We start from the raw sequence: 14,651 nt of genomic DNA on the forward strand, positions 1-14,651 counted from the left end.
TGCCAGAGGTAGATCGGTACGGCCGAACGGCTGATCGCATGCACGATCCGATGGGCCGAGGGATTGGTCGTGCTTTTCCGGCCGGGCAGCCGTCCTCTGCCGAGCCGTCCTCGTGCCCATGTCCACCGCGCCCTCGCCGCGATCGCCCTGATCACCAGATACCCGATCACCGGCCCCAAGGGCGCGAGCACGGGGGACAGAACGTCCAGGACCGTGACCCGGGAGAACCCGTTCAGCAACAGCACGGCGACTGCGGCCCCCCACGCCAGCCCGAACGTCAGCAGTTTCCGGCCGATGACCCGGGGCCGGTCGTGGGGGCGCCCGCAGAGCAGGAGCAGCAAGAACGCGGCGGACGTCCATCCCGGCGTCGGCGGGCCGGTGACGTGGAGGTTGTCCCCGACGGCGTAGGTCGTGACGAGCCAGCCGGCGAGGACGGCGACCGTTACGGCACCGGCCCGCAGCATGCCGTCGCCTCGGCCGGGGCCGGCGCAGCCACCATGGACACTGTCCGCATCGTGTCGGACGGCGTTCATGCCTTGGCCCCCGTCACCGCGATACGGGCGATCCGCCGCAACGTCGGGCTGCCCTCCCGAAGGTAGGTTCCGTGCCGGGCGTCACCTCCGTCGAAGACCCGGCCGCCGAACTCGGGGCGTACCGGATCCGTACCGAACCCGAACGGCCCGATCAGCACCCCCGCGCGCAGCACGTCGTCCCGGCTTCCCAGCCCGGCCCACACCCGGGCCGAGGTGCCCAGTTCCCCGGCCGTCCGGACGCCGAGCCCCGGGCTGCCGGTGACGATGAGCTCGCTGATCGGCAGCCCGCGAACCGCCCGGCCGCACACCACGGACCCGTAGCTGTGGCAGACCAGGCTGATCCGGACGCCCTTCGGCAGCGCCGAGACGAACGACCGCAACCGCCGCGCTCCGCGTTCGGCCGGCCAGACCGTGATGATCTCCGGATTGACCATGTCGGGCGGGTCGTAGCCGAGCCATCCGATCACCGCCGTGCCCGGCCCCAACGCGGCGGCGCCGCCGTACAGGGCACGCGCCGCCCGTCCCGGGCTCTCGGCGGAGGTGTCGAACGAGCTCAGCCCGTGCCCCGCGCCCGGCACGTAGACGATGATGGTTCGGGCGGTGGCCAGGTCCCCGATCACCTCGATGGCCTGCCCGTCGCCCTTGCGGCTCAGCGCCAGGAACTGCCGCCCGGACCATCCGACGCTCTGGTATGTCCGGCGCAGCGCCTCGGCGGTGAAGTCATGCGGCGGCGGCGACTCCTCCGCCATCGGCCGGCCGGCGAGCCCGGTCAGGAGAGCGACGAGCGCGACAAGCAGGAGCCTTCGAGGTGAGCGCATGCATGAACGTTAGAAATCGCTCCCATGCTGATATATCGGCAATTCGGCTGGCCAGCATCGGCCGAATGGCTGATCATGCCGACTGCAGGTGCCAGACGACGATCGCCGGCACGCCCGCGCCGCCTCCGGCACCAGGTCGCCCAGGCACCACGGCCACACCTCCCACGGCCCCAGCGTCGCCGGAGCGGCCGGCCCGGTACGGTCGGCGACGGGCAGCCGGGGCTCGTCGCCGAATTTGGTCCGTCGTACGTCTGCGACCAGATGCGATAACCCTCTCACCCGCCGCACGAATGCCGGCCGATTATTGCCCGGGAACCGTCGGCGTCGCTGCTTCCAGCCGCCGACGAACCCTCGAGTGCAGTGTTATAACGGACCGACAGCATGATTCCGGGCGGGGGAGGCGGCGGTGCCGTGGACATGACCTGGCTCAGGCGCATCAGCGCCGGCGACGGCGGCAGTCGGCTGGTGTGCCTGCCGTACGCCGGCGGCAGCGGATCGATCTACACCAGTTGGGCCCCATGGTTGCCGGCCGACGTCGAATTGTGGGTGCCCAGCCTGCCCGCCCGCGAACACCGGATATGCGAGCGACCGGTCGACGACATCCAGGTGATCGTCTCCGCCCTGGACGAGGCCCTGAGCCGGGAGGACAAGCCGACGAGTCTGTTCGGGCACAGTTTCGGGGCGCTTGTGGCGTTCGAGCTGGCCCGCCGCCTGCAGGAGCGTTCGCGCCCGGTCGCCTGCCTGGTCGTCTCCGCGATGGCGGCGCCGCACACGCTGCGTGTCAGGCCCACGCCGACCGACGCGGAGATCCTTGACAATGTGCGTTCGTACGGCGCGACCCCGCCCGAGGTGCTCGACAATGCCGAATTGCGCGACCTGCTCATGCCCGCCCTGCGCGCCGATTACAAAATGGCGCGCGGCTACGCGTATCGGGAAGGCCAGAAGCTTTCGTCGAAGGTGTTCGCGCTGGGCGGCACCGACGATCCCGAGGTGACGGACGCGGGCCTGGACGCCTGGGCCGTCCAGACGCGGGCGGGGTTCGAGCGGCGCATGTGGGAGGGCGGCCACATGTATTTCCTCGGCCGCCAACAGGAAATAGCCGGATTTGTCGGGGCATGCCATCGGCGTTCGGCCGACGGCGCACCCGTTCACCGGCCGCCGGAAGCGAGAAGTGTTATGAAGGAGGCCGGCCGGCAGAAGGGTATGGCATGACATGGCGTCCGTCGTACTGATCGGCACCCTCGACACCAAGGGCGAGGAGTACGCCTGGCTGCGCAACCGCCTGGTCGAGCTGGGCAGCGACGTGATCGTGCTCGACGCCGGCGTCGGCGAGCACGAGGAGAGGTTGCTCGCCGACGTGCCCGCCGAGCGCATCGCCGCGGCGGCCGGGGCCGAGCTGCGCACCCTGCGCGAGGGCGGCGACCGCGGCGCGGCGGTGACCGCGATGGGCGAGGGCGCGGCGGCGATCCTGGCCGGGCTGCACGCCCTGGGCCGCGTCGACGCCGTGCTGGCGCTGGGCGGCAGCGGCGGCTCCTCGATCGCCGCGCGGGCGGTGCGCGACCTGCCGATCGGGCTGCCGAAACTGATCGTGTCCACGATGGCGGCCGGCGACGTCTCGCCGTACGTCGGGGCCAAGGACGTCACGCTCATGTACAGCGTGGTCGACATCGCCGGCGTCAACCGGCTCTCGCGCGCCATCCTCGGCAACGCCGCCGCCGCGGCGGACGGCATGGCCAGGGCCTACCACCTGGCCAAGGCCGTGCAGACCGTCGGAGGGCGGGAGCGGCCGCTGGTCGGCGCGTCGATGTTCGGGGTGACCACCCCGGCCGTGGACGCCGCCCGCGAACGGCTCGCCGAACTCGGCTACGAGGTGCTCGTCTTCCACGCGACAGGCTCGGGCGGCCGGGCGCTCGAAGGGCTCGCGGACAGCGGCATGCTGGCGGGCGTGCTCGACCTGACCACGACCGAACTGGCCGACGACCTCGTGGGCGGCGTCCTGTCGGCAGGGCCGGGCCGGCTCACGGCCGCAGGCCGGCACGGCGTGCCGCAGGTGGTCGCGCCCGGCGCGCTCGACATGGTCAACTTCGGCCCGCGCGACACCGTGCCCCCGGCGTTCGAACACCGTCTGCTGTACGCGCACAACCCGACCGTGACGCTCATGCGCACCACCGCCGACGAGATGCGCGAACTGGGCCGCCGCGTAGCCGCCAAACTCAGGGACGCGTCGGGCCCCGCCGCGCTGTTCGTACCCCGTCAGGGGGTCTCAGCGCTGGACGCGCCCGGCGCGGCGTTCGCCGACCCGAAGGCCGACGCGGCCTGCTTCGAGGCCATGCGGGCGGGCCTGGACGGCTCCCGCGTCGCCGTCGAAGAGCTCGACCTGCACATCAACGACCCCGCCTTCGGCCGCGCCATGGCCGACCGGCTCCACCACCTGATCTCCGGAGGCCCTTCGTGAACAGGAACGACGTCCTGCGCCGCCTGCGCGCCACGGTCGCGGCCGGCCGCCCGATCGTCGGGGCGGGCGCCGGCACCGGCCTGTCGGCCAAGTGCGCCGAGGCCGGCGGCGTCGACCTGATCATCATCTACAACTCCGGCCGCTACCGCATGGCGGGACGCGGCTCGCTGGCCGGGCTGCTGCCGTACGGCGACGCCAACCAGATCGTCGTCGAGATGGCCTCCGAGGTGCTGCCGGTCGTGCGCGACACGCCGGTGCTGGCCGGGGTGTGCGGCACCGACCCGTTCCGCGTCATGCCGCTCTTCCTCGACCAGCTCAAGGCGATGGGGTTCGCCGGCGTCCAGAACTTCCCGACCGTCGGCCTGTACGACGGGACCTTCCGCCAGAACCTGGAAGAGACCGGCATGGGCTACGACCTGGAGGTCGAGATGGTCCGGCTGGCCCGCGAACGCGACCTCGTCACCGCCCCCTACGTCTTCGACGAGCACCAGGCGCGGGCCATGGCCGAGGCGGGCGCCGACGTGCTCGTGCCGCACGTGGGCCTGACCACCAAGGGCAGCATCGGCGCCGGCACCGCCCTGAGTCTCGACGAGGCCGCCGAACGCGTGCAGGCCATGCGCGACGCCGCCACCGCCGTCCGGTCCGACGTGCTCGTGCTCTGCCACGGCGGCCCGATCGCCGAGCCGCAGGACGCCGCGTACGTGCTGGCCCGCACCAAGGGCGTGGTCGGCTTCTTCGGCGCCTCGTCCGTCGAGCGGCTACCCACCGAACGCGCCATCACCGAGCAGGTGCGGGCCTTCAAGTCACTGGCGTTCTAGAGGAGAGAGCATGCACCTCACGCCCGATAACGTGCCCACGATGGCCTTCGACTGGGGGTCCATCAAGTGGTTCGTCACCCCGTCGGCCATCCCGGGGGCGGCGAGCACGCTGGGCGAGGTCATCGTCAACCCGGGGCGCGGGCATACCAGGCACAACCACCCCGACGCCGAGGAAGTGATCTACGTGATCTCGGGGGAGGGGCGGCAGATGGTCGACGACGGCGAGGAGTTCACGATCAAGGAGGGTGACACCGTGCACATCCCGGCCGGGGTCTACCATTCGACCTTCAACACCACGTGGCGGCCGCTCCGGCTGATCGTCACCTACTCGCCAGGGGGCGCGGAGAAAGCCCTGGAGGGTGCCCCCGACCTGCGCCTGCACCAGGTCGGGGGCGTCGCCCAGTGGTGGCAGGCCTGACCGGCGCCCGCGGCGGGCGCGCGGCCAGGGTGTGGGGCGATCTTGGAGGGTCAGGTCACCAGGGCGACCTTGACGGCTCCGGGGTCGTTGCCGGCCAGGGGGATGGCGAAAACCGCGGTGTGTTCGCGGGCGCCGTACACGACGAACCGCACCCCGTCCTCGTCCCAGGTGTCCCTGATGTCCGAGGTGAGCTGGGCGGAGGCCGAGCAGTACGCGGGGCTGCGGTAGAGCAGGTGCAGTGAGGTCCCGAGCGGGACGTCCTGTGGCGCGGCCATGGCCAGCGGGCGGCGCAGCCGCACGAGCAGCCGCCGCAGGGGCGTCAGCCAGTGACGGTCCAGTTCCTCCGACAGGGCCAGCAGGACCGCGATCTCCACGAGGACGAGCGCGGGCAGCGGCGGGTACGGCCCCGCGCCGATGGCCAGCAGGCTCGCGGCCAGCAGCAGCCCCGCCCTGGTGAAGCCCCGCACGCCGATCGGACGGGAGTGGGCGCCCAGGCACCCGCAGGATGACGTGGGCGCGGCGACCCGGGCGTAGGTGAGATAGGCCAGGAAACCGGCCGACAGCAGCGCGCCGGCCACGGCGGCGGGCACGACGAGGGCACGCGGGCCGGCCAGGGGCAGCAGCAGCGCGGCGGCCACTGCCAGCTCAGCCAGCCCGACCAGCCGGAATGCCGGGATCGCGCGCGCCGCGCCCAGCAGCCGGGCCAGGGCGGTCCGGCCGGCTTGTGCTCGCATCCTCCTGCTGAACAGCTTCAGCAGGCCCGACCAGGTGAGGAAGACAGCGATCACGAACGGTTGCGACGCGGCGATCCCGTGCATGGGCAGGCTCCTAGTGCGGGGAGAAGACGGTGGCGATGTCGACTTCGTTCGTGTCGGGGCGCCAGGCGCCGAGAATCTGCACGTGCTGGCTGACCTTCAGCATCGACAGGTCGGACGACGGCGGCGACTCCGAGTGCACCGCGACCGACTTGCCGGCCACGACGTGGCAGACCACTTCATGCCCGTTGTGATCGATGTGGAGCTTCTTGTCGGTGATGTTCTTGATGTGCCCCTTGATGTTGACGATGTTGAGCCAGACCGACTCGGCCGCGAGCACGCCGTCCGGCATGCGGACGCCGCGCGCGTACAGGCCGTCACCCGGCTTGGCCTGGTCGAAGCCCACGGGACCGAGCTTCCACAGGCTCGTGCCGTCCACGACCCTGATGTTGTGGATGACCATGTTCGAGCCCAGGACGAGCAGCGTGTTGTCCTTGATCGAACGGATGCGGCCCTCGGCGAAGTTCGGGTCGGGGGCGCCCGGTTCGACCCCCGGCGCCGTGTTGGCGAAGGCCGCCTCGGGGCCGAGCGAGCCCAGCGCGGTCGCGGCCACGACGCTCGCGCCGCCGCCGAGCACGGCGGACCTGAACAGATCTCTTCTACTGGTCATCGCCGTCTCCTCACGCGGTGTCGATCGAGCACGGCCGCAGCCCGGAGGACAGGCTGGCGATCGCGCTGTAGGCGGCCGGGGTGAGGTCGATCAGCCGGTTGTCGGCGCAGGTCGCGCCGCAGCAACTGCGTTCGCCGCAGAACAGGTCGGTCTGCGGGCCGCAGTCGGCGATGGCGGTGACGACGCTGGAGCCGCTGCACAGCGCCGTGATGCGGTGACGGAACCCGCAGGTCCTGCGGGAGAGGCTGACGCCGCAGCGGTCGGGACGGGTGATGTCCCAGCAGGCGTCGGAGGTGTTGGGCCAGGCGTGCTGGAGGTTTCCTGAGTTGCAGGTGCCGCAGGCGCCCTTGCCTGTGCTGCTGCACGGCCCCCATGCGGTTCCGCAGCAGAACCAGGAGACCTCTCCTTGGACGGGCGCGAGTAAGTCGATCGGCGGGTCGGTGGGCTGGCTGCGCGCCATGCGCGTCCTCCTAGGGTGAGCTCGTGAACGGGTCCCCCGATGAGGTGTACTGAAGGTTTCCGACTCGATCTATGAGTACCATGTAAGGATTTTTCGTCAATGGGGGAAATTAGATGAAATTGGGGCAAGTGGTGTCCGTGGCGACCGCCGGTGTCAGAGACGTGCCTTACCTGCGGGTGGTTTCCCGCCGTGACGATCAGCAAGTCTTCCGGTAAGGGACTTCCGGAATGTAGGTCTTCCAGTCCGCTTCGGACAGCGGGCCAAACTGGGCGCACAGCGCGGCTTTGATCTGGCCGGGTGCGATGAGGGTCGTGCGCAGGCGGCCCTCGTCGTCGAGAGCGAGGACGGACGAACCATCCGGTGTGAAGGCGAGGGTCTTGATCGTGCTGGTGGGGAAGCTGGTCAGCACGGGCCCGTAAGGGGTCCTGCTGGGCACATGCCACAGCCGGATCTGGTCCGAAGACCCTTCGGCGATGGCGAGCAGGTCTCCGTCAGGAGAGAACCTCATCCAACGGGGGAACCTACTGTTGATCCGGGCACGCGCCAGTCTCCGGAGAGTGCGACCGTCATAGACGGTGAGCGTTTTGTCCATGCCGACTCGATCGGCGAGGACTCCGTTCTTGCTGAGCGCCAGGGGCTCAAACAGCTCGGTGCTGGGAGCCGTCAGTCTCTTGCCGGTGGCGACGTCGACCACGCCCTGGTCGGGCGCGGAGATGACGGTCCGTCCGTCGTGGCTGAAAAGGATCTGGGAGGGCTCGTCAAGCTGGGAGAACGCCACTACCCGGGTGGTCGCCTGCCGCCGGCCGGTGGAGGTGGCGCGGCGGGTTGCCGATCGGACATCCCACAGGTCGAGCCGGGTGGTGTATCCGGTGAGGGTGGCCACCGCCAAGGTCTTGCCGTCCGGGGAGAAGGCCACCGGCGTGCGGGCGCCGAGCTTGTGGTGGGTTCTCAGCGTGTTCTTCCTGGTCGCGGAGGCGACGTCCCAGATGTCGATGTCCCCATTGCCGTGGATGTAGGCCAACAGCCGCCCGTCCTGCGACAGTTCAAACCGTCCGGGGTCCTTCCCCCAGTCGGGCTTGGGGATGGGCAGTGTCGCCCGGAGGGTGCGCCTGATGGGATCCCAGATCTCCACGCCGCGGTAGTCGAAGCGTCGCAGCGCGAGGGTCATGCCGTCCGTGCTGGTCACCGCCGTGTCGAGGTACTCGGGGATGAGCTGGACGGGGTCGCGGAGCGCGCTGAGAGACAGGACGGTGACATCGTCACGGACACAGCGCAGCGTACGGTCCCCTGGGCCGAAGACGAAGTCGAGACAGTTCGTGTCCGCGTACTGGAAGACCGGCTGGTTGAAATAGGTCTCATCGAGGTCCCAGATCGTGGCGCCCACGTTCAGGTATCGGTTGTCGGAGCTGAAGCCGATGCGACCCTTCGAGTCGGGCGGGATCGTCAACCACCTCACCCCCGCAGGGACAGGGACACCGGGGCCGTACTTGCCGATTCTTCCGCTCTTGTCGACGTCGTCGAGACGGATGATCCCCAACGAGTTGCCGCCGCGCTGCCGTACCGCCAGGATTTTGCCGTCAGGGCTGACGCTCAGGTCGCTGATCGGTTCCCCATCCAGGACGAGCCGCTGCCGGGGTGTTCGTTGACCCGTCTCCAGGTCGCGCCATTGCAGTGTCGTCCCTCGCGCGTAGATCAGATACTTGCCGTCACCCGCCGCCAGGCTACCGGGGTGCTCCCAGACAGGCTTCCCTGTGGCGGTGTCCCACACCTTGGTGCGCAGCGCCTTGCCACTGCCTTCGGGACTGACCAGCCGTGTTCCCGTCTCGTTGAGCGCGATGTACGGAATGGAGACACGAAAGGCAACCGGCCAGGCACGTCCGGTCGCGGTGTCCCAGAGACCGACGGTGCCGTCCTGACGCACTACGGCTACCACTTTGCCGTCGCCGCTGACGGACACGATCCTGGTGAAGCCCGATTCGGCGATCGGGGTTCCGGTCAGGGTGATGGTGCGTGTCACCTTCCGCTGATCCACGTCAATGATCTTCACCTCGTGGCCCAGGGACCGGGCGGCGGCCTCCACGCGGCCGGTGTCAGTCTCGGTCCACTCCCAATGGCCGTCGACTCCCGGGGGGCGATAGGTGTAGAGCACCGGTTGGTTGTAGAGCGTGGACAAGGCACGGCGGGTGGCGTAAGCATCCGGGGCGAGGCTCGCGGCGGCGACGGCCAGCTGTTTGGCGGTGGCCGCGTCGACCAGGCCCAGATGGTCGGCTGCCTGGCCGGCGATGCGGGCGGCGACGGCCTCATCGCCCTGGTGAGTGATGGTCCGGCTCCTTTCCGCCAAGGTCCGCCCCTGCACGATCGCCGTACCGGCGGCGACGGCGAGCAGGACGGCCAAGGCGGCGCTGAGCAGCGTGCGGTTGCGACCTGTGCGCCGGACGGCGCGTATCGAGTGGTCGAGGAAGGAACGTTCGAGAAGATCGGGCGTGAGGTGCCGGGGCCCGGCCAGGGCGTAGGTGACGGCTTGGTCGAGTGCGGTGCCCTGCAGCAGGTCGCCGCGCTCGCGGCCGTGCCGATGCCAGCGGCGCGCGGCGTCGGCGAGGGCGTGGTGGGTGATGAGGACCTCGCGGTCGGCCTCCACCCACTCACGCAGCCGGGGCCAGGCGGACAGCAGCGCCTCGTGGGTGATCTCCACGGTGTCCTGGTTCTGGGTGAGCAGGCGGCCGTGCGTGAAGGCGTCCACGACCGCGGCGGTCGAACCACTGTCGAAGCCTGCGCTGAGGAGATCGGTACGGGCCACACGACGCCGGACATCGTCGACGCCGTCGCTGATGGTGACCAAGCGCAGGAACAGGGCCCGGGCGGTTTGCTGATCCGCCTCATCCAGGCCGAGGAAGACGCGCTCGGCGGTGGTGGCCACGGCTCGCTGGATGCCGCCGGTGACACGGTAGCCGTCCACGGTCAGGGTGTGGCCGTGGCGCTGCTGCCAGGTGGCGCGCAGCGCGTGGGCCAGCAACGGCAGACGCCCCGCCTCATACCCGTCACCGGTGGTGGCCCCCAGATCGCTGAGCAGGCGTTCGACCAGTTCCGGCTCGACATCCACATCCACGTCCCGGGCCGGGTACTGGATCGCTTCGCGTAGTTCATCCTGGGACATCGGTCCAACAGGCACCTGGCCGTCCTGCAACGCCGCCCGCAATCGGGGATAGTCGGCGCAGCGGGGGTAAAAGTCCGAGCGCAGGCCGCACACGACCAGCGCCACCGGAGGGCCTGCCTCGGGGCCGGGGCCGGCCAGCTCAGTGATCACCTCGATGAAGCGGCGTCGCTCCGGCTCGTCTGGGCACTGGGTGAACAGTTCTTCGAGCTGATCGACGATCACGACCAAGCGTGGCCCGCTGACGTCCGAATCGGCGTCACCGTCTCGTAGCGTCTCGTGGAGCAGCCGCGCGCACTGCTGGGCCCCGGCCTCGATCGCTTCACCGGCCCGCTCGGACCCGATGCCGGGCAATGTCTCCAGGCTCGCCCTCAAAGCCGCCATCGGCCGGGCGGTGGGAGTGAACAGCAGCCGCAGCCAGTATTGCGACCCGGGAAGGGCGCCGTCCTCCAGCGCGGGCATCAACCCGGCCCGCAGCAGCGATGACTTCCCCGCCCCTGAGGGGGCCACCACCATCAGCGGGCCGCCATGCTGTGTATGCTCCTCCAGGCGCGCGGTCAGCTCTTCGAGCAGCCGGTCCCGGCCGAAGAACCAGCGGGCCTGCTCGGGCTCGAACGGGGCCAACCCCGGGTAGGGGCAGGAGTCCACCGCCTCGCCGGCGGCGTGGAAATCGGGGCGAGCCTGCTCCCCGTCCGCGGGCTGCTCAGGGAGAGCGCTCATCGTTCATTGATGTGCTGTTCGCGGCCTGCTGGAAACCCCAGGTCCTGATCGGCCTGTCGGTTACCCGCTCGGCAGGCGGTCACCACTGCGATTGCCGCGACTGACACCAGCGGATCCATCCCTGCCCCCCAACGTAAGAGCCCGATCGGCGAAGGCCACCGTAGCCACCGGATCCAGTGCTGAGTGAGCTGAATGCCATACGCGTATACCCAGGAATATCGGGGTCGAGGCTTTGCCGAGCCGGGATCTGCGAGAGCGAATCCTTATACCTCACGGGTTTCGCCTGCGTCGTCACGTTCCTTCGGCCACGATGGTGCTCCTGCACGGCGCCATATCCATGCGCGGAACACGGCAAAGCGGGGGATGCCATGAGTTCTGAAGCAGCTTTACCCGCCAGCAACAGGCGTAGCGCGGGCGATACCAGGGTGCTCGACGTGGTCCGCGACGTGGTGGCCGAGGTCGCGCCAGAAGAACTCATGCTCGTGGACGGGCTGGCCGGGCTCGACGACGACGCGGTCAGGCGGCGGCTGGGCCGCAGAGGCGGTCGGCGTGAACCGTTGGGGTTCGGCCTGGGTGAGATCGCAGTGCTGGTGACTCCGGTGGTGTGGCTGGTGGTTGACGAGGCCGCGCGGCGGATCGGGAGCGAAGCCGGGGAAGTCACGGTCAAAGGGACGAAAGCCGCGCTACGCAAGCTCTTGCGCAGGCCGACGGCGGACGTGGTCGTCCCTGACCTGACACGCGAACAGCTTGCCGAAGTCCACCAGCAGGTGGTCGAGACCGCCGTGAAGCACGGGCTGGAGGAAAGCCGCGCGCAGCTCATCGCCGACGCCGTGGCGGGCAGGCTCGCCCTGGCCGCCGCAGGGAAGAATGCCGATGAACCGGGCGGTCCTGGCAGCGACGACACCGCGGCCCTGGACTAGCGATGGCGAGCGTGATCGCCCCGCCACGAATCGACGAGCGGGCGATGGTCGCAGGCACGACCGTGCGGTTCACCCTGCTGCTGGTCCTGCTGCTGGTGAGCAGCGGCTCGATGATGCTGACCGTGACCAACCAGTTCTATGGCGCATCCGACTACGGTTGTCTGCTCGCCGCCGGAGGTGATCCCAACCAGGGTGTAGGCCGAGCCAGCACCGCCAGGATTGTTCCGTACTTCGAGGCCTACCAGGCATGCCGGGAGCGCTACGAGCCTGGGGCGCCATTGTGGCTGACCCTGCTGTGGCCGGCCCTGCTGGTGGCGGCGACCGTCGTGCTGTTCTGGTGTCTGCCGCGGTGGAAGGCACGGCGCGGCCGGCTCGTCCCGCTGGAGGCGATCGACCACGACGGCGAGATCCGGCGCAGGCTGGCGGACTTCGCGGCGGTGGCCGGCCTGGACCGCCTGCCACGAGTCGTCGTCGACCCGGCGGCAGCCTCCACCAGCGCGGTGGTGTTCGGCAGCAACCGCCGGCCGATCGTGTGCCTGCACGGCGGGCTGCTCGCCCGCAGGAACACCGACCCCACCGCGTTCCGAGCAGTGGCCCTGCACGAATTCGCCCACATCCGCAACGGCGACGTCACTCTCACCTACACCACCATCGCCGTGTGGCGAGTGTTCATGGCCCTGGTGCTCCTGCCGTACGTCATCTGGCAACTCAGCCGGATCCCCACTTCCGCGCGGTCGCGGTGGTGGCCCGCTGATGCACCGTATGCGACGCGTGAACTGCTGCTTGCGGTCGTCATGATCACGCTGGTCTACCTCGCCCGCTCGGACGTGCTGCGCAACCGGGAGATCTACGCCGACCTCGCCGCGGTGCGCTGGGGCGCGGATCCGCGCGGCTGGGCGTTCACCGTATCCGACCAGGCCGGGGGCAGGCTGCGGCGGGCACTTGGCTCCTTCGTCGAACTGTGGCGCACCCACCCACGCTGGAAACTGCGCCAGGACGCTCTGACCGACCCGGCGGCACTGTTCGGTGTGCAGGCGCTGCCGATGTTCCTGACCGGGGCCGCTGCCCTGCTGATCGAGACTCAGGCGAGAGAATACTGGTCATTCGTCGGCGATGCCTGGGCGGTTCCGACGACGACTGCGCTGATGGCGGCGGGTCTGACCAGCGGGGTGGCCGGTACAGCGCTGTGGCGGGCCGTGGCCCACGCGGTACTCACCGGGCGCCGCACGCCCTCCGGCGTGCGTGCGGGGCTGTGGCTGGGAGCCGGGTTGGTGGCCGGCGAACTGGTTTACAACCGGGTTGCGATTGGGCTGTGGGTGCCGAACCACCCGCTGGTCCTGGCGCTGGTTCTGTTCGCCGGAGCGGCGTTCGGCTGGTGGACCGCGCAGTGCGCTCAGCTCTGGGTCAGAGCGTGGCCGGGACGTACGATCCGGCCGGCCATGTTCCTGGGCCTGGCGGCCGCGTGGCTGGTGCTGACTTCGTGGTTCGCGTGGTGGTCGAGCCAGGGCACGCTGCTGGTGAGCCTAGGGCTGATCTTCGGTGCCGGGACGGGGCGGGTGTTACAGGACACCTTCGGTGCCTTGCCCAACGACGATCCGGCCATGTTGTCGGTGATCGGCGTGGTGTTGGAACCGCTGTCGACCCTTGAAGGGCCTCTCATCCTGTCCGCGGTCACGGCCTTGTGGGTGGTGCCGTTGCTCGCCTGGACGCTCCGTCCGGCCACGGTCCCGCCCCGCTGGGCATTCGGCGTCCTGGGCGGAGCCGGCAGAGCGACTGCGCCAGAGGAGGTGTTGCCGCCGTTTCGGCGCGTGCTGCTGGTCGCACTGGCGGGCGTGCTGACGTGCTGGGCCGCCGTCGCGACCGTGAAGGGGTACATGCACACCTGGCAGCCCCCGTCCGGGCAACGGCCCCTCTACCTCCTGATCTACCAGGCGTGGGCGCTCGTGGCCCTGGTGGCCGGGCCCACAGCGGCCGCCGTCGCCGCGAGCGTCCTGGCACGCCGCTACCGGCTGCTCGTCACGCTGATCACCGCCGAGAGCGTGGCATTGGGCGGCCTTGCCGGTCACTTCGTGCTCGTCTCCGTGGATGGATGCCTCCCTCCGCTGAACACGCTGGCGACCAACTGCCAGTGGCAGCCGGGCGTGGCCTGGGCACTCGTCCACATGCTCCTGGGCTATGTCCTTGTGCTCACCGCGATCGCCGCCGTCATCGCGGCCGCGATCGTGTCAGCGGCCCGGAGGGCGTGGCGGTCCAGAACGGAAGACACGGTCCCCGAGCCGAGGCCCGGACCGGTGAGGGGTCGGCTCACCGCCCGTCGCCTCTGCGCGTTGGCGTTGTCCGCCGCAGCGGTGGCGGCAACCGTTGCAGCGTCCGGACAGAACCCGTTCGAACAGAACCCGTCCGGACGCATCTCCAGGATTGATGCGCGACAGCTGGTGCCCGTCGACGACACGGCCGTGCCTGACAGCACCAGGCGCCTGCAGGTGGCGGCCTGGTGGTTCCGCGGTGGGCAGGACCTGCAGGATCGCTACCTGACCGTCCTCAAGAGTCTCATCGCGGCCCAGCAAGATGCCGCGGACTCCGGGCGCGGCACCATCGACCCGGCCCTCCTCCGCCCCCTGTGCGTCGACATGGGGCAGATCGCCCGCGACGCGGACCGTTACTTCCCGGTCCCCGAGCCCGAGATCCAAGCGGTCTGGCGGACATTCATCACCCAGGTGGAGAAAGCCAGCGGGGACTGCCGGCAGAGCCTGGATCCCGGCAACACCGATCTCTTCGCCGCGTTCATGAATGAATTCACCGAGGCAGGGAAAGCACTCGTATCGGTCTCAGGCCGGGTCCTCGAGGCGGGACGGGCCGTCTTCCAGGAGAAGCCGGGGGGCCTCCCAGGCCGCGAATAGCGAAACTTGGCAGGCTCCGGCAGGGGCTGTCCC

General features: G+C 69.9%; 11 protein-coding genes. 6 read left to right on the forward strand and 5 right to left on the reverse strand.

Annotated elements, in window-relative coordinates; all coding sequences use genetic code 11:
• Nucleotides 1-529: 529 nt before the first annotated feature.
• On the reverse strand, nucleotides 530-1,351 hold the full coding sequence (locus tag ACFOY2_RS28995; RefSeq protein WP_379531249.1) for an alpha/beta hydrolase: 822 nt from the start codon (nucleotides 1,349-1,351) through the stop codon (nucleotides 530-532).
• A gap of 417 nt (nucleotides 1,352-1,768) precedes the next feature.
• Between ACFOY2_RS28995 and ACFOY2_RS29000 the strand changes: the two genes are divergently transcribed.
• The 4 genes from ACFOY2_RS29000 to ACFOY2_RS29015 are packed head-to-tail and all read left to right on the forward strand — an operon-like array spanning nucleotide 1,769 to nucleotide 5,042.
• Entirely contained in the window at nucleotides 1,769-2,563 is a 795-nt protein-coding gene (locus ACFOY2_RS29000) for a thioesterase II family protein (RefSeq protein ID WP_379531250.1), read from the forward strand.
• Nucleotide 2,564: 1 nt separating this feature from the next.
• Nucleotides 2,565-3,806 (forward strand): Tm-1-like ATP-binding domain-containing protein, encoded by a 1,242-nt coding sequence (locus tag ACFOY2_RS29005; RefSeq protein WP_379531251.1) that lies wholly within the window; start codon nucleotides 2,565-2,567, stop codon nucleotides 3,804-3,806.
• Nucleotides 3,803-4,624, forward strand: coding sequence for a phosphoenolpyruvate hydrolase family protein (locus tag ACFOY2_RS29010; protein ID WP_379531252.1), 822 nt, complete (start codon nucleotides 3,803-3,805; stop codon nucleotides 4,622-4,624). The genes ACFOY2_RS29005 and ACFOY2_RS29010 overlap by 4 nt, the downstream gene beginning before the upstream one ends.
• A gap of 10 nt (nucleotides 4,625-4,634) precedes the next feature.
• A complete protein-coding gene (locus ACFOY2_RS29015) occupies nucleotides 4,635-5,042 on the forward strand; it encodes a cupin domain-containing protein (protein ID WP_379531253.1) in 408 nt (135 codons plus the stop codon).
• A gap of 50 nt (nucleotides 5,043-5,092) precedes the next feature.
• Here the strand turns inward: ACFOY2_RS29015 and ACFOY2_RS29020 are convergent, their stop codons facing one another.
• From ACFOY2_RS29020 to ACFOY2_RS29035, 4 genes are all read right to left on the reverse strand, one after another.
• Nucleotides 5,093-5,860 carry a MauE/DoxX family redox-associated membrane protein gene (locus ACFOY2_RS29020; protein WP_379531254.1) on the reverse strand — a complete coding sequence of 256 codons (768 nt, stop codon included), beginning with the start codon at nucleotides 5,858-5,860 and terminating at the stop codon, nucleotides 5,093-5,095.
• 10 nt (nucleotides 5,861-5,870) lie between these two features.
• On the reverse strand, nucleotides 5,871-6,467 hold the full coding sequence (locus ACFOY2_RS29025) for a cell wall protein (RefSeq protein ID WP_379531255.1): 597 nt from the start codon (nucleotides 6,465-6,467) through the stop codon (nucleotides 5,871-5,873).
• Nucleotides 6,468-6,477: 10 nt separating this feature from the next.
• A complete protein-coding gene (locus tag ACFOY2_RS29030; protein ID WP_379531256.1) occupies nucleotides 6,478-6,927 on the reverse strand; it encodes a hypothetical protein in 450 nt (149 codons plus the stop codon).
• 196 nt (nucleotides 6,928-7,123) lie between these two features.
• Nucleotides 7,124-10,798, reverse strand: coding sequence for an NACHT and WD repeat domain-containing protein (locus ACFOY2_RS29035; protein WP_379531257.1), 3,675 nt, complete (start codon nucleotides 10,796-10,798; stop codon nucleotides 7,124-7,126).
• A gap of 368 nt (nucleotides 10,799-11,166) precedes the next feature.
• Between ACFOY2_RS29035 and ACFOY2_RS29040 the strand changes: the two genes are divergently transcribed.
• Together ACFOY2_RS29040 and ACFOY2_RS29045 are read left to right on the forward strand one after the other, a co-directional pair.
• Complete coding sequence (locus ACFOY2_RS29040) at nucleotides 11,167-11,718, forward strand: hypothetical protein (RefSeq protein WP_379531258.1); 552 nt, start codon at nucleotides 11,167-11,169, stop codon at nucleotides 11,716-11,718.
• Between the two features lie 2 nt (nucleotides 11,719-11,720).
• Nucleotides 11,721-14,618, forward strand: coding sequence for a M48 family metalloprotease (locus ACFOY2_RS29045; RefSeq protein ID WP_379531259.1), 2,898 nt, complete (start codon nucleotides 11,721-11,723; stop codon nucleotides 14,616-14,618).
• The last annotated feature ends 33 nt before the right edge of the window (nucleotides 14,619-14,651 follow it).

The sequence above is a fragment of the Nonomuraea purpurea genome, from assembly GCF_042650645.1.
In the GTDB taxonomy this organism is placed as follows: Bacteria; Actinomycetota; Actinomycetes; order Streptosporangiales; family Streptosporangiaceae; genus Nonomuraea; species Nonomuraea purpurea.